Genomic DNA, 18,895 nt, shown 5'->3' with positions numbered 1-18,895 from the left:
TCGCGCGTATGCGCCACCTTACCCCCGCGTGCGCTTCTTCACCGGGGCGCTGCGGCCCTGGGGATCGAAGCCGATATAGATCTCGAGGTCGCCCGGGCCGTCCTTGGGGGCCATGAGGCCCTCCTGCACCATCACGAAGCTGGCGCGCACATCTCCTTGCGGGATCGTGACGCTGCCGCGCTGGAGCACCGACGAAACCACCTTGTCGCCCTTCTTCACCACGAAGCGGATGGGCGCGACATAGGTCCCCGGCGAGCCGCCGGCGCCGAGCACGGCCGCGCCTTCCAGCCCGACCTTGATCGAAATCTGGTTGCCGACGACCCGGCACTCGCGCGCCGTCTGGCCGATGGAGAGCTGGCTGCGGACGTCGCCGCCGGCTTCCTGGCGCAACGCCGCCGCGCCGTCGAGGATCTGCACGGAGGGGCAGTCAATCTCTTCCTCGGGCGGGTTCATGGATGGCGGCACCGTGGTTCCGCCATAGCGGAAGATGTTCATGAAGCTGGAGCCGCCGGACGCCGAGGCCGCCTGCGGCTCAGTTGATCCGCCGAAGGTGTTGCAGCCGGCAAGCAGGCCCGCCGAGCCCAGCAAGGCGGCCAGACGGAGAACGCGCGATACGGACCGGATCATCGAACACTCCAGGCAAGCGCAACCGTGGCGGTGCGGCGGCAGGTGCTTAACACACGAGACCCCGACGGGGCGAGGATGGCGCGAGACGGAAGGCGAGTCGCCGCAACCGTCAAGGCAGGGATTCGAAGGCCTTCGGGAAGCCGTTGAGCGACACCGGGATGCCGATGCCTTCCTCGGGCGTCTGGAACACAATGAAGGTGGCGGCCTTGCCGCTCTTCAGCTTGCCCAGGAGCTCGTCCTCCATGATGACCTCGGCGACGCAGCCGGTGGGCAGGCAGCGCACGAAGCCGGCGCGCCCGACATCCGCCTGATCGATCTTGAGGCCGAGCCCGGCGGGCAGCAGCACGCCGAGCGGCGCTATCACGCGGAGGAGGCGGCTCTTGCCGTCGGCGGTCTTCAGCACGATCACCACGAGGGTGACGTTCGGCTTGTCCTCGGCCTGGACGCTCTGCACGAGAGCGCACTGTTCCACCTTGGCGCCGGCCGGCGTCTCGCACCGCATCTGCCAGTCGCCGAAGCTGTTCTTCACGGGGCCCTGCGCGGCCGCCGGGGCGATAAACGCCAGCGCGGCGACAAGGCCCGCCGCGAGGCGCGCGGAAAGGCGGGGCGCCATCCGGGCCAGCATGTCGGTCAAGACCTTCGGCATGGGGACCGCTCCTGTTCTCGGGCCAAGCAAAAAGTTCGCCCGCGCCTCATATGACGAGACATTGCGGGGGCACGCGATGGTGGGACCATGGCCGCAAACGCGTGTCAAGGCGCGGTCCCCGATCCGACTTTGGTTTATGGGATGGACGAAAGCGCCATTCTCGCGTGCTTATGACGCACAAAAAACGCGGACCGCCGCGGTTGCGGTGGTGGCGCCTTCGTGGTCTTTGCGCTAGATCAAGCTGCGCGAGGTTCAGGTCTGCGCGTCCAAAGCGGCTCCGTTCTCCCCCTCCCCCGTGGGGAACGCCGCCTTCGGAAAGACGCGACGCGCCGATGGGCCGGGCACATTCAGGTCAGGAGATTCGCAGGTGACGATTCGTTTCTGGAACCGTTCAGCGCTCACGGCGCTCGGTCTCAGCATCCCCGGCCACGCCTTCGCGGCGGCCGGACATCCCGAACCCTGGCAGATGGGATTCCAGGACGCCGTGTCTCCCGTCGCGGAGTTCGTCCACGACTTCCACACCGCGCTGGTCTGGATCATCACGATCATCACGCTGTTCGTGCTGGGCCTGCTGATCGCCGTGGTGGTGAAGTTCAACGAGAAGGCCAATCCGGTCCCCTCGCGGACGACGCATCACACCGGCCTCGAGATCGCCTGGACGATCATCCCGGTGCTGATCCTGGTCGGCATCGCGATCCCGTCCTTCCGGCTGCTGAAGTACCAGATCGAGCTGCCCAAGGCCGACATCACCGTGAAGGCGATCGGCAACCAGTGGTACTGGTCCTACGAGTATCCGCAGGACCAGGGCGGCGGCTTCAAGTTCGACAGCTACATGCTGACGCGCGAGGACGCCCAGAAGGCCGGACAGCCGGCGCTGCTGGCGGTGGACAACGAGGTCGTGCTCCCGGCTGGCAAGACGGTGGTCTTCCAGGTGGTGGGCGCGGACGTGATCCACTCCTTCTCGGTGCCGTCCCTGGCCTTCCGCATGGACGCCATTCCGGGCCGCATGAACCAGACCTGGTTCAAGACGGACCGCGAGGGCGTCTACTATGGCCAGTGCTCGCGCCTGTGCGGCCAGAACCACGCCTACATGCCCATCGCCATCCGGGTGGTGAGCCAGGACAAGTACACGGCGTGGCTCGCGGACGCGAAAAAGAAGTTCGCCTCCAACGACGCCGGCGCGGCCGTGAAGGTCGCCTCGCGCTCGGCTCCGGTCGAGTGACGGCCTGAGGCCTTTCGAAGCTTAAACTGCGAACAGGACAGCGGAAGCTTGGCTTCCAGCGATCTGGGACACGACACAATGGCAACTGCTGCGGCACACGCGCACGACGACGCGCACGCACATCACCCGACCGGCTGGCGCCGCTGGGTGCTGTCGACGAACCACAAAGACATCGGGACGATGTACCTGATCTTCGGCCTCATGGCCGGCCTGATCGGCGGCGCGCTCTCGATCGCGATGCGCCTCGAGCTCCAGGAGCCCGGGCTGCAGTACTTCACCAATCCGCAGACCTACAACGTGTTCGTGACGGGTCACGGCCTCATCATGGTGTTCTTCCTGGTGATGCCCACCCTGATCGGCGGGTTCGGGAACTGGTTCGTGCCGCTCATGATCGGCGCGCCCGACATGGCGTTCCCGCGCATGAACAACATCTCGTTCTGGCTGCTGCCCTCGTCCTTCGCGCTGCTGCTGATCTCGCTGTTCGTTGAAGGCGCGCCCGGCTCCAACGGCTTCGGCGGCGGCTGGACGGTGTATCCGCCTCTGTCGACCTCGGGCCACCCGGGCCCGGCGCTGGACTTCGGCATCCTGTCGCTGCATCTGGCCGGCGCGTCGTCGATCCTGGGCGCGATCAACTTCATCACCACCATCCTGAACATGCGCGCGCCGGGCATGACCCTGCACAAGATGCCGCTGTTCGCCTGGGCGATGCTGGTGACCGCGTTCCTGCTGCTGCTGTCGCTGCCGGTGCTCGCGGGCGCCATCACGATGCTGCTGACGGACCGCAACTTCGGCACGACCTTCTTCGACCCGGCCGGCGGCGGCGACCCGATCCTGTACCAGCACCTGTTCTGGTTCTTCGGTCACCCCGAAGTGTACATCATGATCCTGCCGGCCTTCGGCATCGTCAGCCACATCATCTCGACCTTCTCGCGCAAGCCGATCTTCGGCTATCTCGGCATGGCCTACGCGATGGTGGCGATCGGCGCGGTGGGCTTCGTGGTGTGGGCTCACCACATGTACACGGCCGGCCTGTCACTCGACACGCAGCGCTACTTCGTGTTCGCCACCATGGTGATCGCGGTGCCGACGGGCGTGAAGGTGTTCTCCTGGATCGCCACGATGTGGGGCGGCTCGCTGCGCTTCCCCGCGCCGATGATCTGGGCGATGGGCTTCATCTTCCTGTTCACGGTCGGCGGCGTCACGGGCGTCGTGCTGGCGAACGCCGGCGTCGACCGGCAGCTGCACAACACCTACTACGTGGTGGCGCACTTCCATTATGTGCTGTCGCTGGGCGCGGTGTTCGGCATCTTCGCGGCCTGGTACTACTGGTTCCCGAAGATCTCCGGCTACGTGATCCCGGACTGGATCGGCCGCCTCCACTTCTGGATCGCCTTCGTGGGCGCGAACCTGCTGTTCTTCCCGATGCACTTCACGGGCTTGGCCGGCATGCCGCGTCACTACGTGGACTATCCGGACGCATTCGCGGGCTGGAACCGCATCTCGTCCTTCGGCTCCTACATCTTCGCGCTGGGCCTGATCGTGTTCTTCTACGGCGTGTTCACGGCCTTCAGCCGCAAGGAAAAGGCCGGCGACAACCCGTGGGGCGAAGGCGCGACCACGCTGGAGTGGACGCTTTCGTCGCCCCCGCCCTTCCATCAGTTCGAGACGCTGCCGCGTATCACCGGCTCGGATCACTGATCGAGGCCAAACGTTTTCACCGGAGCCGGCTTCGGCCGGCTCCGGACTTTGTTGAAGTCCCCGATCCTTCGCCTGTCCGTCCCGCCGGGACGGAGACGCCAAGGACCGGTTCGCACCCGAACCGACCACCCACACGGAGCCTTTGACGCGTTCATGTCAGCGGTCAGCGACAGCATCGTTCAAGACAGCATCGGGCAGAGCCAGTCCGGCCTTTCCAACGGCACGGCGGGCGACTTCTTCGCCCTGCTGAAGCCGCGGGTGATGTCGCTCGTGGTGTTCACCGCGCTGGTCGGCATGATGCTGGCCCCGCACGTGAACCCGGTGATCGGCTTTGCGGCCCTGCTCGCCATCGCGGTGGGGGCCGGCGCGTCCGGCTGCCTCAACATGTGGTACGACGCCGACATCGACGCCCTGATGCGGCGCACCGTGAAGCGGCCGATCCCGGCCGGCAAGGTGACGCGCGACGAGGCGCTGGGCTTCGGCCTCACGCTGTCGATCGGCTCGGTGGTCACCCTCGGGCTGATCACCAACTGGGTCGCGGCCGGCCTGCTGGCCTTTACGATCTTCTTCTATGTCGTGATCTATTCGATGTGGCTGAAGCGCGCGACCGCGCAGAACATCGTGATTGGCGGCGCGGCCGGCGCCTTCCCGCCCATGATCGGCTACGCGGCCGTCACCGGCACGGTGTCGATCGAGACCGTGGTGCTGTTCGCCATCATCTTCCTGTGGACGCCGCCCCACTTCTGGGCGCTCGCGCTGGTGAAGTCCGACGACTACCGCCGGGCCGGCATCCCGATGCTGCCCGTGGTGGCGGGCGACGACCACACCCGCCTGCAGATCCTCATCTACACGCTGATCGTCGTCCCGGTCGCGATGCTGCCCTACGCGATGGGCTTCGCGGGGCTGCCCTACGCGGTCACGGCCAGCGTCACCGGCGTGATGATGCTCGTGCTCGCCTGGCGCATCTTCACGCGGCGCGAGGGCGAGGCGGCCCGCAAGGCCGCGTTCGGGATGTTCGGCTTCTCGATCCTCTACCTCTTCCTGCTCTACGCCGTGCTGCTGGCCGAGTTCATGGTCGGCCATGACCGCGTCGCCGCGCTGGGCGCCTTCGCGGCCCGCTTCCTCACGGGAGCCGCCTCGTGATGGAGCAGAAGCCCGGCATCGTGCTGACCGAGGAGGAGGCCAAGCGCCGCCGCTCCCGCTCGGTCGCGCTCGGGCTGGTGCTCGGCGGCCTCGTGCTGCTGTTCTTTATCGTCACTGTCGCCAAGCTGGGCGGCAACGTCCTCAACAGGCCGATGTGATGAGCCAGGATCAACGCCCCTCCCCCGACCGCTCGCGCGCCGCCCGGCGCACGCTGGTCGCCTGCGTGGCCACTGTGGTCGGCATGGTGGGCCTCTCGTATGCGGCCGTGCCCCTCTACCGCATGTTCTGCCAGGCCACCGGCTTCGGCGGCACGCCGCTGATCGCCACCGAGGCGTCCAAGACCACGGGCGATCGCGTGTTCAAGGTGCGGTTCGACTCCAACGTCTCGACCGGCCTCGGCTGGCGCTTCGAGCCCGAGCAGCCGAGCATCGACGTGAAGGTCGGCGAGACCGCGACCGTGTTCTACAAGCTCATCAACGGCAGCACGAAACCCGGGACCGCGATCGCGTCCTTCAACGTCGCGCCCGAGATGACCGGAGCCTATTTCAACAAGCTCCAGTGCTTCTGCTTCAACGAGATCACGCTGGCGGCGGGCGAGACGCTCGAGGCGCCGGTGGTGTTCTATGTCGACCCCGAGATCGTGAAAAACCGCGACCTCGCGAGCGCGACCGAGATCACGCTGAGCTACACCATCTTCCCGACCAAGGGCTCCACCAAGCCCCTGGCCGAAAATGCCGACCCCACACGCAAACCTAAGCTATAAGCGGCACGCGGGCGCCAGAATCGCCCGTGGATCGTATCGGAGAGCGACCCTGATGGCCGACGTCCACGCCAAGAACCACGACTACCACCTCGTCGACCCGAGCCCCTGGCCGTTCGTCGGATCGATCAGCGCCTTCGTGATGGCGCTGGGCGCGATCATGTGGATGAAGAACATGGCGCTCGGCGGCCTGCATGCAGGCCCGGTGCTGTTCGGCGCCGGCTTCATCGGCGTGCTCTACACCATGCTGGCCTGGTGGTCGGACGTTATCAACGAGGCCGAGCACAAGGGCGACCACACCCGCGTGGTGCAGATCAGCCATCGCTACGGCATGATCATGTTCATCGCCTCCGAGGTGATGTTCTTCGTGGCGTGGTTCTGGGCCTATTTCGACGCCAGCCTGTTCGCCAACGAGGCCAAGCAGTTCGCCCGCTTCGAGCTGACGGGCGGTCACTGGCCGCCGAAGGGCATCGAGGTGTTCGATCCCTTCCACCTGCCGCTGCTGAACACCCTGATCCTGCTGACCTCCGGCACCACGGTGACCTGGGCTCACCATGCCTTGCTGCACAATGATCGCCAGGGCCTGAAGTGGGGCCTGATCCTCACCGTGATCCTGGGCGCGCTGTTCTCGGTCGTTCAGGTCTACGAGTATTCGCACGCGCAGTTCGCCTTCAAGGGCTCGATCTACGGCGCCACGTTCTTCATGGCGACGGGCTTCCACGGCTTCCACGTGCTCATCGGCACCATCTTCCTGCTGGTCTGCCTGATCCGCGCGTTGAAGGGCCACTTCACCCCGCAGCGTCACCTCGGCTTCGAGTTCGCGGCCTGGTACTGGCACTTCGTGGACGTTGTGTGGCTGTTCCTGTTCGTCGCCATCTACCTCAAGGGCTCCAACTGGGGCGCCGCAGTGGGGGCCGCCGCCGCGCACTGACGGGAGAGGGTCTCTGCACCCTCTCCTCGAGGGGGAGGGTCGACGGCCGCAGGCCGGCGGGGTGGGGTGAAGCCGGGGACGAGCTCCGGCTCCGGCAACCACCCGAGCGATTGACCCACGTTCCGCCAACGCCCTGCAGCACCCCACCCCGCCGCTTCGCGGCGACCCTCCCCTCAAGGGGAGGGTGGGAGCTGCGGCCTCGAATTCCGGATCAGGCGGCCCCCGGGCCGCCTTTTCGCTTTCAAAGAAAGTTCGCATCCTTGAACCCCCGCCTTACTCGCCTCATAGCGCCCGCCATCGCCACGCTGGTCGGCTTCGCCATCCTGGTCGGGCTCGGCTTCTGGCAGATCGAGCGGCTTGGCGCGAAGCAACGGTTGCTGGCGCGGGTCGAGGCGCGGATGCATGCCGAGCCCGGCGCCCTGCCTCCGGAGGCCGACTGGGGCGGGCTCAACGCCAAGAACGTCGACTACCAGCGCGTCCGCGTCACCGGTCGCTTCCTCCATGACAAGGAAGCTCACCTCAACGGCTTCATCGCGCTGCCGACCACCGGCCCGGCCCCTGCCAACACGCTGATGGGCTTCTTTATTCTCACGCCCCTCCGGCTCGCGGACGGCTCGGTCGTGATCGTCAACCGCGGCATCGTACCGACCGAGCTGCGCGATCCCGCCAAGCGGGCTGAAGGGCAGCCGTCGGGCGACGTCACCGTGACGGGGCTGCTCCGCATGCCCGAGCATCCCGGCGTGTTCGTGCCCAGCAACGATCCCGTCAAGAACAACTGGTTCTCGCGCGATCCGGTCGCGATCGGCCAGGCCAAGGGCCTTACGCGCGTCGCCCCCTTCGTGGTGGACGCGGACGCGACGCCTGTTCCGGGCGGCTGGCCCCGGGGCGGCAACACCGTCGTGAGCTTCCCCAACAACCACCTGCAATACGCTTTCACGTGGTTCGCGCTGGCGCTGTGCCTTCTCGGGGTGTTCGGCTTCTGGGCCCGCCAGCAGCTGAAGGACGGCTCTGCGTGAACCTGCGCTTGTCAGGCCCCGACCGGGCTCCTACCCTCGCGTCGCACTGAAGAGGTCACCCGTGATCCATGTTTCCACCCGGGGCGAAGCGCCCGCCCTCGGTTTTTCCGACGCGCTGCTGGCCGGCCTCGCCCGCGACGGCGGCCTCTACATGCCGGAATCCTGGCCGACCCTGACGCATGACGCGATCGCGGACCTGGCGGGCCTGCCCTATCCGGAGGTCGCGCGGCGCATCATCGGGCCCTTTGCGTCCGACATCGATTCCGCCGCCTTCTCGGCCATGGTGGACGCCGCCTATGCGACGTTCAGGCACCCGGCCGTGTGCCCGCTTGTGCAGCTCGGCGACAACCTCTTCGTGCTGGAGCTCTTCCACGGCCCGACGCTGGCGTTCAAGGACGTCGCCATGCAGCTCCTCGGCCGCATGATGGACCACGTGCTGGAACAGCGCGGCCAGCGCGCCACCATCGTGGGCGCCACCTCGGGCGACACCGGCGGCGCGGCCATCGACGCCTTCAAGGGCCTGAAGCGGGTCGACGTGTTCATCCTCTACCCGCAGGGCCGGGTGAGCGAGGTGCAGCGCCGGCAGATGACCACCGTGGACGCCGAGAACGTCCACGCTGTCGCGGTGGAGGGCGACTTCGACGACTGCCAGGCGCTCGTGAAGGCGCTGTTCAACAACCACGCGTTCCGGGACGAGCTGATGCTATCCGGCGTCAACTCCATCAACTGGGCCCGCATTGTCGCGCAGGTCGTCTACTACTTCACGGCCGCCGTCAGCCTGGGCGCGCCGCACAGGCCCGTGAACTTTTCGGTGCCGACCGGCAATTTCGGCGACGTGCTCGCCGGCTGGGTGGCCAAGCGCATGGGCCTGCCCATCGGCGGGCTGAACGTCGCCACCAACGCCAACGACATCCTGGCCCGCGCCATCGCGACCGGGCGCTACGAGGCCACCGGCGTGGTGCCGACCTCCTCGCCCTCCATGGACATCCAGGTCTCGTCCAACTTCGAGCGCCTCCTGTTCGAGGCGCATGGCCGCGACGGCGCGACCATCCGGCGGCTCATGCAGGGGCTCTCGCAGAGCAAGTCCTTCACCATCGAGCCCGCCGCGCTCGAACTCATCCGGGCCGAGTTCTCGGCCGGCAAGGTGGACGAGGCCGGCGTCCGCGCCGAGATGGCCGCAACGTTCCAGGCCAGCGGCTACACGCTCGATCCGCACACGGCGGTGGGCGTCGCCAGCGCCCGCACGGTGCTGGCGCGTGTTCCTGCGACCCCGATGGTGGTGCTCGGCACCGCCCATCCGGCCAAGTTCCCGGACGCGGTGGAAGCCGCCACGGGACGCAGGCCCGCTCTGCCGGTGCATCTCGCGGATCTTCTCCAGCGGCCCGAGCATTTCACCGTCTTGCCCAACGATCAGGGTGCGATCGAGTTATTCGTCCGTCACAAGGCCAGGGCCGCCGGGTCCCGGCAGGGAGCCGCCGCATGAATGCGCCCCCGCGCAACAAGGACTTGAAATTCGGCGCGCCGCGGCAGGAGGCGGTGCGCATCACCACGCTGCCGAACGGCCTGCGCGTCGTGACCGAAACCATCCCCCAACTCGCCACCGCGTCGCTCGGCGTCTGGATCGGCGCGGGCGCGCGCCACGAGCGGGACGGCGAGCAGGGCCTCGCGCACCTGTTGGAACACATGGCCTTCAAAGGCACGCGCCGCCGCTCGGCGCTCGAGATCGTCGCCGAGATCGAGGCTGTGGGCGGCGACCTTAACGCCGAGACCAGCGTGGAGCGCACCTCCTACTATGTGCGCCTGCTGGGCGAGGACGTGCCGCTGGCGCTCGACATCCTGTCCGACATCCTCACCGAGCCGGCCTTCGACAAGGGCGAGCTCCGGCGCGAGAAAGGCGTGGTGCTGCAGGAGATCGGGGCCTGCGAGGACACGCCGGACGAGATCGTCTTCGACATGTTCATGGAGACCGCCTACGGCGGGGCGCCGATTGGGCGGCGGATCCTGGGAACGCCCAAGACCGTACGGGCGCAAACGCCCGAGAGCATGCGCGGCTTTCTGGAGCGGCAGTATCGCGGCCCGGACATGGTGGTGGCGGCCGCCGGCGCGGTGGACCACGACGCCGTGGTGGACGAGGTTTCGCGCCGCTTCGCAAAGTTCGGCGGCGAGGTCGCGCCCGAGCCGGTGGCGGGCATCTATTCGGGCGGCGACCAGCGCAAGATCCGCAAGCTCGAGCAGGCCCACATGGTGGTGGGCTTCGCGGGGGCCTCGTTCAACCATCCCGACCACTACGCCCTGCATGTGTTCTCGAACCTGCTCGGCGGCGGGATGTCGTCTCGCCTGTTCCAGGAGATCCGCGAGAAGCGTGGCCTGTGCTACGAGATCTACTCGTTTCACCAGCCCTTCTCGGACACCGGCACCTTCGCGGTGTATGGCGGCACCGGCGAGGACAAGCTGGCAGAGTTCATGCCCGTGATGCTGGACTGCCTGCGCGAGGCGGCGGAGCGGCCGACCGAGGAGGAGGTCGTCCGCGCCAAGCAGCAGATCAAGGTGTCGCTGCTGATGGGGCTGGAATCCTCCGCCCGCCGGGCCGAGCAGATGGCCCGCCATGTGCTGGCCTTCGGCCGCGTGATGCCGCGCGAGGAGATCGTGGCCGCCATCGAGGCGATCACGCTCGACGACGTGAAGCGGGTCGCCGCCGCCACGTTGGCGAGCGCCCCGACGGTGACGGCCGTCGGGCCCGTCCGCAAGCTCATGGACACGTCGCGCATCGCCGCGCATCTCGGCTCGGCAAAGCCAAGCGTCGGCTCGGCTAAAACCGCGAGCTGACGGGGCGCGCGATGGCGTTCTTCCGTCTGCCGATCGCCGCCGAGGAGCCCCCGGGTCTCCGCGGCAAAGGCTTCGTGCTGCGCACGCCGAGGCTGGAGGATTTCGACGCCTGGGCGGCGCTGCGTGAGGCGAGCCGCGACTTTCTGAAGCCGTGGGAGCCCGTCTGGCCTTCGGACGACCTGACTAAGCCGGCCTTTCGCCGCCGCCTCAAGCGCTATGCTCGCGAGATCGAGGACGACTCGGCCTACCCGTTTTTTCTGTTTCGCGAAGCGGACGGCGCGCTGCTGGGCGGCCTGACGCTCGGCATGGTGCGGCGCGGCGTGTCCCAGGCGGCGACGCTGGGCTACTGGATGGGCCAGCAGCATGCGGGCGCGGGCGCCATGACGACAGGCGTGCGGCTCGCCTGCTCGTACGCGTTCGAGACGCTGCGGCTGCGCCGCATCGAGGCCGCCTGCGTGCCCTACAACATCGCGTCGACGCGGGTTCTCGAGAAGGTCGGCTTCCAGCGCGAGGGCTACGCCCGCCAGTATCTTTGCATCGACGGGCTGTGGCAGGACCACCTGCTCTTCGCCCTGCTGCGGGCCGAGTTTGCGGCGGACACACCCTCGCCTTGATGGGCGGCGAGAACCACGCCGTGTTCCTCCCGATGGGGCGAGCCCGCCTTGCCCTCCTCCCTTCCGACAGCTACCACTGCTGACGCTTCGCCGCCCGTCCGGGAGGTTCGGCGCCGATTCCCCAGGACGTCCTCGTTGCGTTTTCTCAGGTTCATTTTCGCCTTGGCCGGGCTCGTCCTCGCGCTGGCGGCCGTCCCCGGGACGGCCCTGGCGCTCGATCCCGTGTCGGTGCGGACCGGCAGCGCGGCCGTGGACCTGCTGCCCTTCGTGGAGCGCTCGCGCTCGGATGGAGACCTGATCCAGATTTCCACAGCTCCCGGCGCGGATGGCATCGTCAGGCGCATCGCCATCAAGGCGAAGGAGGCCGGCACGCGGCCGGACTGGATCGTGTTCGCGCTGAAGAACGACACCAACGAGCAGCTCACCCGCTGGCTCGTGGCCCCGCATTTCCGGCTGGTGAATTCCGGCGTGGTGTCGCCCGACCTCGGCGCGACGCGAATCACCGCCGTGACGGCGAGCCAGGGCGAAAGCCCGGACCGGGAGGACAACGCCGAGGCCGACATCTTCGAGATCGTGCTCGATCCGGGCTCCACGGTGACGTACATCGCCGAGCTCGCCAATCCGAAGCTGCCGCAGCTCTACCTGTGGAATCCGGACGACTACAAGGAAAAGGCCAACGGCCTGACCCTCTACCGCGGCATCGTGATCGGCATCGCGGGGCTCCTGGCGCTGTTTCTCACCATCGTGTTCGTGGTGAAGGGCGCGGTGATCTTCCCCGCCGCGGCGGCGCTCGCCTGGGCGGTGCTGGCCTATATCTGCATCGATTTCGGCTTCTGGCAGAAGATCGTCCCCACCACGCCGCAGGGCGAGCAGGTGTATCGATCCGCCGCCGAGGCGGTGCTGGCCGCCACCCTGCTGGTGTTCCTGTTCGCCTACCTCAACCTCAACCGCTGGCACGTGCGCTACAGCCACGTCACGGCCGGCTGGCTGGTGTTCCTCACCGCGCTGATCGGGCTCGCGGTGTTCGACCCCGTGATGGCGGCCGGCGTGGCGCGCATCTCCATCGCGGCCGTGGCGGCGGTGGGGTTCCTGCTGGTCGTCTACCTTTCCACCCACAACTACGACCGCGCCGTGATGCTGGCGCCGACCTGGTTCCTGCTGCTGGTGTGGGTGATCGCCACCGCCTTCGCGATCTCGGGCCAGCTCACCAACGACTTCGTGTCCCCGGCCCTGCTGGGCGGCCTGGTGCTGATCGTGATGCTGATCGGCTTCACGGTGATGCAGCACGCCTTTGCGGGCGGCGCGCTGGCGCAGGGGCTCGTGAGCGACGCCGAGCGCAAGGCGCTGGCGCTTGCCGGCTCCGGCGACACGGTGTTCGACTGGGACGTCACGGCCGACCGGGTGTTCGTCAGCCCCGAGGTGGAGGCGCAGCTCGGCCTCAAGCGCGGCGCTCTGGAGGGTCCGGCCGCCAACTGGCTGGAGGTGATGCACCCCTTCGACCGCGACCGCTTCCGCGCCACGCTGGACGCCGTGCTGGAACAGCGCCGCGGGCGCGTCTCGCTCGACTTCCGCCTGAAGACCTCGGACGGCCACTACTACTGGTACGCGCTTCGCGCCCGCCCGGTGGTGGGTTCGGACGGCGAAGTGGTGCGCGTGGTCGGGACGCTCGGCGACGTCACCGAAATGAAGACCGCCGAAGAGCGCATCCTGCACGACGCCGTGCATGACAACCTCACCGGCTTGCCCAACCGCCGGCTGTTCCTCGACCGGCTCGACAACGCCCTGACGCTGGCGCGCACGGACGACGACGTTCGCCCCACCGTGATCGTGCTCGACCTCGACCGGTTCAAGCAGATCAACGAGTCGGTTGGGCTGCCGGCCGGCGACTCGATCCTGCTCGCGGTGGCGCGCCGGCTCGGGCGCCTGCTGAAGCCGCAGGACACGCTGGCGCGCGTCACCGGCGACCAGTTCGGCCTGCTGCTGCTGTCCGAGCGCGAGCCGGACCGCATCACCATGCTGGCCGACACCATCCGGCGCGTCGTCACCACCCCGGTGGTGTTCGGCGACCGCGAGATCTTCCTCACCGCCTCCACCGGCATCGCGTTGCCGGATCCGAGCTCGCAGTCGCGCGGCGAGGACGTGCTGCGCTCGGCCGAGATCGCGATGATGCACGCCAAGAAGCTCGGCGGCGACCGCATCGAGGTGTTCCGCCCCGCGATGCGGGCGCAGCGCACCGACCGGCTGGCGCTGGAGATGGACCTGCGCCGCGCCGTGGAGCGCAACGAGATCAAGATGCTGTTCCAGCCCATCGTCCGGCTGGAGGACCGCACCGTGGCGGGCTTCGAGGCGCTGATGCGCTGGGACCATCCCAAGCATGGCCGCCTCGCGCCGGCGGAGTTCATCTCCATCGCGGAGGAGAGCGGCCTGATCATCGAGCTCGGCGTGTTCGCGCTCGACCGCACCGCCCAGGAGCTCGCCGCCTGGCAGCGGGCGCTGGAGGTGGACCCGCCCATCTTCGCCAGCGTCAACGTGTCCAGCCGCCAGCTTTTGCGCCACGACCTCCTGCAGGACGTCAAGATGGTGCTGTCGCGCTATCCGGTGCAGCGCGGCACGCTGAAGTTGGAGATCACCGAAAGCCTGGTGATGGAGAACCCGGAATACGCCACCCAGATCCTCACCCGCATCGCCGATCTCGGCGCCGGGCTGTCGCTGGACGATTTCGGCACCGGCTATTCGTCGCTGAGCTACCTGCAGCGTTTCCCGTTCGACACCATCAAGATCGACCGCTCCTTCGTGAAGCCCGACGGCAAGGGCGCCCGCCCGGTGATCCTGCGCTCCATCATTACGCTTGCGCACGACCTCGGCATGGAAGTGGTGGCCGAGGGCGCCGAGACCGAGTCCGACGCCATCGAGCTCTACCAGCTCGGCTGCGAACACGCGCAGGGCTACGCCTTCGGCCCGCCCATGACGGCGCTGGAAGCCCGCAAACTGGTGGGAGCGGCGTCCGAGGCGGCGTGAGCTAGCGGGGTCGGTCCTGTGCGGTGTGGTAGACGGCGAGGATGGTCAGAACATTCTTCCGCCGGTCGGCCCGGTAAAGGATCACTTAGGGCAGATGGGGAACCACGCGGAGGCGAATGTTGCCTCGCTGACGACGCCCACCCTCTGGCCATAGGTGAATCGTGTCCGCGCACTTGAAGATGCGTGCGACCGTTTCGGGACCCAGGGTAGCGCTCTCGGCCGAAAGATAGTCTCTGATGTTTTCGAGCTGGCTCGCGGCCTTATCTGAATAAACGACCTTCAAAGGCCAACGGAACGCCGCAGGGCGACGACACGTTCGTCCGTCGCCAATTCCAGCGTCCCTGCTTCGAGCTGGGCAACGAGCTCGTCGACCTCAGCCTGCTGATCGGTCGACAAAAGTTCCTGTTCTGGATGGCGCTGTTCGGCGATGATCGCCTCGAACGTGTCCTTCTCAGACTCGTCCAGATCTTCCCAGGCCCGAAGAGCAGCGTCGATTTTGCCCATGCGGGTCATCTTAGCAAAGATCACTCGCGTGTCTAACGCTCACGCGTGACCGGCCTCCGTCGAAAGCATCGCGGGATCGACGCCGATCTTGCGCAGCGCGCGGTCGTATTTCGTCTCGAACCCGCCATCGAACAGCAGTTGCGGGTCGGCCTCGCAATGCAGCCAGCCGTTCTCGTTGATCTCGGTTTCGAGTTGGCCCGCGCCCCAGCCGGCATAGCCCAGCGCCAAAATGGCGTCGCGCGGCCCGCCGCCGGTTGCGATGGCGCGCAGGATGTCGACGGTCGCGGTGAGGCAGATGCCGTCGTCGATCGGCAGGGTCGACTTGTCGATAAAGAAGTCCGACGAATGGAGCACGAATCCGCGGCCGGTCTCCACCGGGCCGCCCTTCAGCACCTTGAAGCGCTCGGCGCGCTCGGGCAGCTTGATGCCGCTGTCGGCCGTGATGATCTCGAGCTGCTCGAGCAGATGCGGGAATTCGATGTTCGGCGCCGGCTGGTTGATCACCAAGCCCATCGCGCCTTCTGGCGAGTGCGCGCAGACATAAATCACCGTTCGGGCGAACCGCTCGTCCGGCATGCCCGGCATTGCGATCAGCATCTGACCGTCCAGGAAGCCGCGGGACGTCATCGCGACGGAATTCTCGATGGTTTCAAGGAACATGATCGTATGCCCATTTCGCTGCGAAGCCAACGCGGGCCCGGGCGCGCCGTTCCAACGCCCATCACCGTCTCGTCACTTTGCGGGCGCGGGCGGCTCTGGCATGAGAGGCGGATGACCTTTTTTCGCGCCGTCTCCGCCCTGCTGCTCGCCGTCGCATGCGCGGCTTCCCCGTCCCTCGCCGCCTCGCCGGGCGCGTCGGACTGGCAGTCCGGCTTCCACGCATCGTTCCGCCTCGTGGACGGCGGCGCGGGCGACAAGCCCGGCCAGCGCCTCGCCGGCGTCGAGATCCGGCTCGATCCGCACTTCAAAACCTATTGGCGCATGCCGGGCGACTCGGGCCTGCCGCCGAGCTTCGACTGGTCGCGGTCGGAGAACGTCCGATCCGTCGAGGTGCTCTGGCCCGCGCCGACGCGCTTCCAGGACGCGGCCGGGTCGTCGATCGGCTACAAGGACAAGGCGCTGCTGCCCGTGCGGGTGACGCTCGCCGACCCCGCCAAGCCCGCGAAGCTCGACCTCAAGCTCGACTACGCGGTCTGCGAGCAGATCTGCATCCCGGTCAACGGCGAGGCCGCGCTGCCGCTGGGCGGCCTGCTCGCCCCCTTCGCGTCGAGCGTGCGTGACGCGGTCGCGCGCACGCCGAAGTCGGGCAAGATCGGCGACCGCGAGGTCCCGGCGATCGCCAGCCTGGAGCCCACGCCGGACGACAAGGCCGTTCTGGCCACCACGCTGACGCCCGCCGGCGCGGCCACCGACATCTTCGTGGAGGGCCCCACGGCCGACTGGCTCTTCGGCGTTCCGGCGCTCGCGACCGAGACCGTCGAGGGGGCAAACCGCCGCGCCACATGGCGCCTTTCCGTGGAGGCGCGGCCCGCGGACGCCAGGCTGGCGGGCCAGCCCCTCACGGTCACGCTGACGGCGGGCGACAAGGCCGTGGAAGCCCATCTCGACGCCATGATCAAGCCGCACTAGATCTAGGCCGTCATGACGCAGGGCGGGTTCCCCGCCCGGCCCCTGCGCTGAGCATCCGTCCGGGCCAAGCCCGAGATCCCCAGGAGAGTTTTCGATGAGCATCGCAGTCGGCGATACCCTGCCCCAGGCCACGTTTCGCGTCATGACCGAGAACGGCCCGGCCGCCAAGACCACCGAGGAGATCTTCTCGGGCCGCAAGGTGGTGCTGTTCGCGGTGCCCGGCGCCTTCACGCCCACCTGCCACAAAAACCACCTGCCGGGCTTCATCGAGAAGGCCGACGAGATTCTCGCCAAGGGCGTGGACGCCATCGCGGTCACGGGCGTCAACGACGTCTTCGTGATGGACGCCTGGGCCAAGTCCACCGGCGGCTCCGGCAAGATCGAGTTCCTGTCCGATGGCAACGGCGACTTCGCCAAGGCCCTCGGCCTCGCCCTCGACGGCACGGGCTTTGGCCTCGGCACCCGCTCGCAGCGCTACTCGATGATCGTCGACGACGGCGTCGTGCGCGCCGTCAACGTCGAGGACTCGCCCTCCAAGGCTGACGTCTCGGGCGCCGAGAACCTGCTGAAGCAGCTCTGAGCTGGGGCATTCATCCGGCACAAGCCGCCCCATGTTCGTCATGGCCAGGCTTGTACCGGTCGTTCATGCCCGATAGTGCGCCTCGCCGTCATTGCGAGGAGCGCAGCGACGAAGCAACCCAGGCGCCGGGCGAAAGGCTCTGAGCCGAGTGGCCCTGCGTCAGCTGGATTGCTTCGCTGTCGCTCGCAATGACGGGCGAGGGACCCGCCCCTCTCGTCCCCATGGCCCAGGGGGTTTACCCCGCCGCCCCGCGTTTCTTCGGCAGGAATGGCGCCATTCCTTCCCGGGCCAACCCGTCCACCATCTCGTTCTCGGTGTGGCCGGCATGGCCTTTCACCCAGTGGAATTGGACCGTGTGCTTGCCGCGGGCCGCGTCGAGCTGTTGCCAAAGTTCGGCGTTCTTGACGGGCTTCTTGTCGGCGGTTTTCCAGCCGTTGCGCTTCCAGCCGTGGATCCAGGTGGTGACGCCCTGGCGGACATATTGGCTGTCGGTCCAGAGGTCGACCACGCAGGGACGCTTCAGCGCCTCCAGCGCCATGATGGCGGCCATCAGCTCCATGCGGTTGTTGGTGGTGAGCGGCTCGCCGCCCTTCATGACCTTTTTCTTGTCGCCCGCGACCAGCAGCGCGCCCCAGCCGCCCGGGCCGGGATTTCCGCTGCAGGCGCCGTCCGTGTAGATCGTGACTTTGTCGGCCGCGCCGTCCGTCGTCGTCATGGCGTGCGCCCGTAGTCGGACGCGCAGGCGGCGCGCTCGTGGAAACGCAGCTTGCGGTAGTATTCCAGCGGGTCCTTGGGGCGCACCAGCGCGCCGGGCGGCACGTTGAGCCAGTCCACCAGCCTGGTGAGCATGAAGCGCAGCGCCGCGCCGCGGCAGAGCGTCGGCAAGGCTTCCACCTCGGCGGGCTCCAGCCGGCGCACGCGCTCGTAGCCGGCGATCATCGCGCGACCCTTGGTCATGTTGTAGGAGCCGTCATTCTCGAAACACCAGGCGTTGAGGCCGATCGCGAGGTCGTAGGCCAGCGCGTCCGTGCAGGCGAAATAGAAGTCGATAAGCCCGGAGAGCTGCGGGCCGAGAAAGAACACGTTGTCGGGAAAGAGATCCGCGTGGATCACGCCCTCGGGCAGGCCGGTGGGCCAGTCGCGCTCCAGCGCCGCCAGCGCGGCGGCGGTGTGCTCGCGCAGGCCCGGCGTCACCGTGTCGGCGCGCGCCTCGGCGGCCTCGAACAGCGGCCTCCAGCCGCCGACCGAGAGCGCGTTGGCGCGGCGCATGGGGAAGTCGGCGCCGGCGAGATGCAGGCGGGCCAGCGCCTCGCCCACCGCCATGCAGTGACCGACGCCGGGGCGGCGCACGCCCATGCCGTCCAGGAAGGTGACGATGCAGGCCGGCCGGCCGGCGAGCCGGCCCAGCGCCTCGCCGTCGCGGGTGCGCACAGGCACAGGGCAATTGAGGCCGCCAGCCGCCAGATGCTGCATGAGGCCGACAAAAAACGGCAGGTCCTCCTCGCGCACGCGCTTCTCGTAGAGCGTGAGGATGTAGAAGCCCTTCTGCGCGTGCAGCAGGTAATTGGAGTTCTCGACGCCTTCGGCGATGCCCTTGGCGGCCAGAAGGCCGCCGATGTCGTACTTCTCCACGAAGGCCGAGAGCTCTTCGTCCGAGACGTCGGTGTAGACCGCCACGCGC

At 67.8% G+C, this 18,895-nt stretch carries 19 protein-coding genes; 13 read left to right on the top strand and 6 right to left on the bottom strand.

Annotation, left to right across the window (positions count from 1 at the left end):
• Positions 1-18: 18 nt before the first annotated feature.
• Together IEV99_RS04805 and IEV99_RS04800 are read right to left on the bottom strand one after the other, a co-directional pair.
• Positions 19-627 carry a hypothetical protein gene (locus IEV99_RS04805; protein ID WP_188516560.1) on the bottom strand — a complete coding sequence of 203 codons (609 nt, stop codon included), beginning with the start codon at positions 625-627 and terminating at the stop codon, positions 19-21.
• 109 nt (positions 628-736) lie between these two features.
• Positions 737-1,273 (bottom strand): invasion associated locus B family protein, encoded by a 537-nt coding sequence (locus IEV99_RS04800; protein WP_371875763.1) that lies wholly within the window; start codon positions 1,271-1,273, stop codon positions 737-739.
• A 373-nt stretch (positions 1,274-1,646) separates the two neighbouring features.
• On the opposite strand from IEV99_RS04800, the gene coxB reads away from it, so the two are divergent.
• The 11 genes from coxB to IEV99_RS04745 all read left to right on the top strand — a co-directional run bounded on the left by coxB (position 1,647) and on the right by IEV99_RS04745 (position 14,501).
• A complete protein-coding gene (coxB, locus tag IEV99_RS04795) occupies positions 1,647-2,495 on the top strand; it encodes a cytochrome c oxidase subunit II (protein WP_244643769.1) in 849 nt (282 codons plus the stop codon).
• Between the two features lie 78 nt (positions 2,496-2,573).
• Positions 2,574-4,193: a cytochrome c oxidase subunit I gene (gene ctaD, locus IEV99_RS04790; protein ID WP_188516559.1), complete on the top strand. Its 1,620-nt coding sequence runs from the start codon at positions 2,574-2,576 to the stop codon at positions 4,191-4,193.
• Positions 4,194-4,346: 153 nt separating this feature from the next.
• Positions 4,347-5,336, top strand: coding sequence for a heme o synthase (locus tag IEV99_RS04785; RefSeq protein WP_188516558.1), 990 nt, complete (start codon positions 4,347-4,349; stop codon positions 5,334-5,336).
• Positions 5,336-5,494, top strand: a complete 159-nt coding sequence (locus IEV99_RS04780; RefSeq protein WP_188516557.1) for a cytochrome c oxidase system small membrane protein — start codon at positions 5,336-5,338, stop codon at positions 5,492-5,494. The genes IEV99_RS04785 and IEV99_RS04780 overlap by 1 nt, the downstream gene beginning before the upstream one ends.
• Positions 5,494-6,099 (top strand): cytochrome c oxidase assembly protein, encoded by a 606-nt coding sequence (locus IEV99_RS04775; RefSeq protein ID WP_188516556.1) that lies wholly within the window; start codon positions 5,494-5,496, stop codon positions 6,097-6,099. The genes IEV99_RS04780 and IEV99_RS04775 overlap by 1 nt, the downstream gene beginning before the upstream one ends.
• A 52-nt stretch (positions 6,100-6,151) precedes the next feature.
• Positions 6,152-7,027 (top strand): cytochrome c oxidase subunit 3, encoded by an 876-nt coding sequence (locus tag IEV99_RS04770; protein ID WP_188516555.1) that lies wholly within the window; start codon positions 6,152-6,154, stop codon positions 7,025-7,027.
• 260 nt (positions 7,028-7,287) lie between these two features.
• A complete protein-coding gene (locus IEV99_RS04765) occupies positions 7,288-8,043 on the top strand; it encodes an SURF1 family protein (protein WP_188516554.1) in 756 nt (251 codons plus the stop codon).
• Between the two features lie 61 nt (positions 8,044-8,104).
• Positions 8,105-9,526: a threonine synthase gene (thrC, locus tag IEV99_RS04760; protein WP_188516553.1), complete on the top strand. Its 1,422-nt coding sequence runs from the start codon at positions 8,105-8,107 to the stop codon at positions 9,524-9,526.
• On the top strand, positions 9,523-10,869 hold the full coding sequence (locus tag IEV99_RS04755) for a M16 family metallopeptidase (RefSeq protein WP_188516552.1): 1,347 nt from the start codon (positions 9,523-9,525) through the stop codon (positions 10,867-10,869). The genes thrC and IEV99_RS04755 overlap by 4 nt, the downstream gene beginning before the upstream one ends.
• Before the next feature lie 11 nt (positions 10,870-10,880).
• Entirely contained in the window at positions 10,881-11,483 is a 603-nt protein-coding gene (locus tag IEV99_RS04750; RefSeq protein ID WP_188516551.1) for a GNAT family N-acetyltransferase, read from the top strand.
• 135 nt (positions 11,484-11,618) lie between these two features.
• Positions 11,619-14,501 carry an EAL domain-containing protein gene (locus IEV99_RS04745; protein WP_188516550.1) on the top strand — a complete coding sequence of 961 codons (2,883 nt, stop codon included), beginning with the start codon at positions 11,619-11,621 and terminating at the stop codon, positions 14,499-14,501.
• A 279-nt stretch (positions 14,502-14,780) separates the two neighbouring features.
• Here the strand turns inward: IEV99_RS04745 and IEV99_RS04740 are convergent, their stop codons facing one another.
• Both IEV99_RS04740 and IEV99_RS04735 read right to left on the bottom strand, forming a co-directional pair.
• Positions 14,781-15,005: a hypothetical protein gene (locus IEV99_RS04740; protein ID WP_188516549.1), complete on the bottom strand. Its 225-nt coding sequence runs from the start codon at positions 15,003-15,005 to the stop codon at positions 14,781-14,783.
• Positions 15,006-15,044: 39 nt separating this feature from the next.
• Positions 15,045-15,665, bottom strand: a complete 621-nt coding sequence (locus IEV99_RS04735; RefSeq protein ID WP_188516548.1) for a YqgE/AlgH family protein — start codon at positions 15,663-15,665, stop codon at positions 15,045-15,047.
• Positions 15,666-15,776: 111 nt separating this feature from the next.
• Here IEV99_RS04735 and IEV99_RS04730 point away from each other — a divergent pair, with 111 nt between their 5' ends.
• Both IEV99_RS04730 and IEV99_RS04725 read left to right on the top strand, forming a co-directional pair.
• Positions 15,777-16,634: a protein-disulfide reductase DsbD domain-containing protein gene (locus IEV99_RS04730; RefSeq protein WP_188516547.1), complete on the top strand. Its 858-nt coding sequence runs from the start codon at positions 15,777-15,779 to the stop codon at positions 16,632-16,634.
• Positions 16,635-16,728: 94 nt separating this feature from the next.
• Positions 16,729-17,214, top strand: coding sequence for a peroxiredoxin (locus IEV99_RS04725; RefSeq protein WP_188516546.1), 486 nt, complete (start codon positions 16,729-16,731; stop codon positions 17,212-17,214).
• Between the two features lie 235 nt (positions 17,215-17,449).
• Here the strand turns inward: IEV99_RS04725 and rnhA are convergent, their stop codons facing one another.
• Both rnhA and thrB read right to left on the bottom strand, forming a co-directional pair.
• A complete protein-coding gene (rnhA, locus tag IEV99_RS04720) occupies positions 17,450-17,929 on the bottom strand; it encodes a ribonuclease HI (protein ID WP_188516545.1) in 480 nt (159 codons plus the stop codon).
• Positions 17,926-18,891: a homoserine kinase gene (gene thrB / locus IEV99_RS04715; protein ID WP_188516544.1), complete on the bottom strand. Its 966-nt coding sequence runs from the start codon at positions 18,889-18,891 to the stop codon at positions 17,926-17,928. The genes rnhA and thrB overlap by 4 nt, the downstream gene beginning before the upstream one ends.
• Positions 18,892-18,895: the final 4 nt, after the last annotated feature.

Origin of the sequence: Alsobacter metallidurans (assembly GCF_014636935.1) — a bacterium.
In the GTDB taxonomy this organism is placed as follows: Bacteria; Pseudomonadota; Alphaproteobacteria; order Rhizobiales; family Beijerinckiaceae; genus Alsobacter; species Alsobacter metallidurans.
The sequence above is the reverse complement of the archived record's forward strand: the minus strand, read 5'-3'. Positions and strand labels throughout refer to the sequence as shown.

Excerpts from the sequence above, each read along its gene's own strand:
- IEV99_RS04750 (WP_188516551.1), top strand. The coding sequence starts at position 10,881 with ATGGCGTTCTTCCGTCTGCCGATCGCCGCCGAGGAGCCCCCGGGTCTC.
- IEV99_RS04805 (WP_188516560.1), bottom strand. The coding sequence starts at position 627 with ATGATCCGGTCCGTATCGCGCGTTCTCCGTCTGGCCGCCTTGCTGGGC.
- IEV99_RS04780 (WP_188516557.1), top strand. The coding sequence starts at position 5,336 with ATGGAGCAGAAGCCCGGCATCGTGCTGACCGAGGAGGAGGCCAAGCGC.
- IEV99_RS04775 (WP_188516556.1), top strand. The coding sequence starts at position 5,494 with ATGAGCCAGGATCAACGCCCCTCCCCCGACCGCTCGCGCGCCGCCCGG.
- rnhA (WP_188516545.1), bottom strand. The coding sequence starts at position 17,929 with ATGACGACGACGGACGGCGCGGCCGACAAAGTCACGATCTACACGGAC.
- IEV99_RS04735 (WP_188516548.1), bottom strand. The coding sequence starts at position 15,665 with ATGTTCCTTGAAACCATCGAGAATTCCGTCGCGATGACGTCCCGCGGC.
- IEV99_RS04770 (WP_188516555.1), top strand. The coding sequence starts at position 6,152 with ATGGCCGACGTCCACGCCAAGAACCACGACTACCACCTCGTCGACCCG.
- IEV99_RS04725 (WP_188516546.1), top strand. The coding sequence starts at position 16,729 with ATGAGCATCGCAGTCGGCGATACCCTGCCCCAGGCCACGTTTCGCGTC.
- IEV99_RS04800 (WP_371875763.1), bottom strand. The coding sequence starts at position 1,273 with ATGCCGAAGGTCTTGACCGACATGCTGGCCCGGATGGCGCCCCGCCTT.
- IEV99_RS04740 (WP_188516549.1), bottom strand. The coding sequence starts at position 15,005 with ATGGGCAAAATCGACGCTGCTCTTCGGGCCTGGGAAGATCTGGACGAG.
- IEV99_RS04730 (WP_188516547.1), top strand. The coding sequence starts at position 15,777 with ATGACCTTTTTTCGCGCCGTCTCCGCCCTGCTGCTCGCCGTCGCATGC.
- ctaD (WP_188516559.1), top strand. The coding sequence starts at position 2,574 with ATGGCAACTGCTGCGGCACACGCGCACGACGACGCGCACGCACATCAC.
- IEV99_RS04755 (WP_188516552.1), top strand. The coding sequence starts at position 9,523 with ATGAATGCGCCCCCGCGCAACAAGGACTTGAAATTCGGCGCGCCGCGG.
- IEV99_RS04785 (WP_188516558.1), top strand. The coding sequence starts at position 4,347 with ATGTCAGCGGTCAGCGACAGCATCGTTCAAGACAGCATCGGGCAGAGC.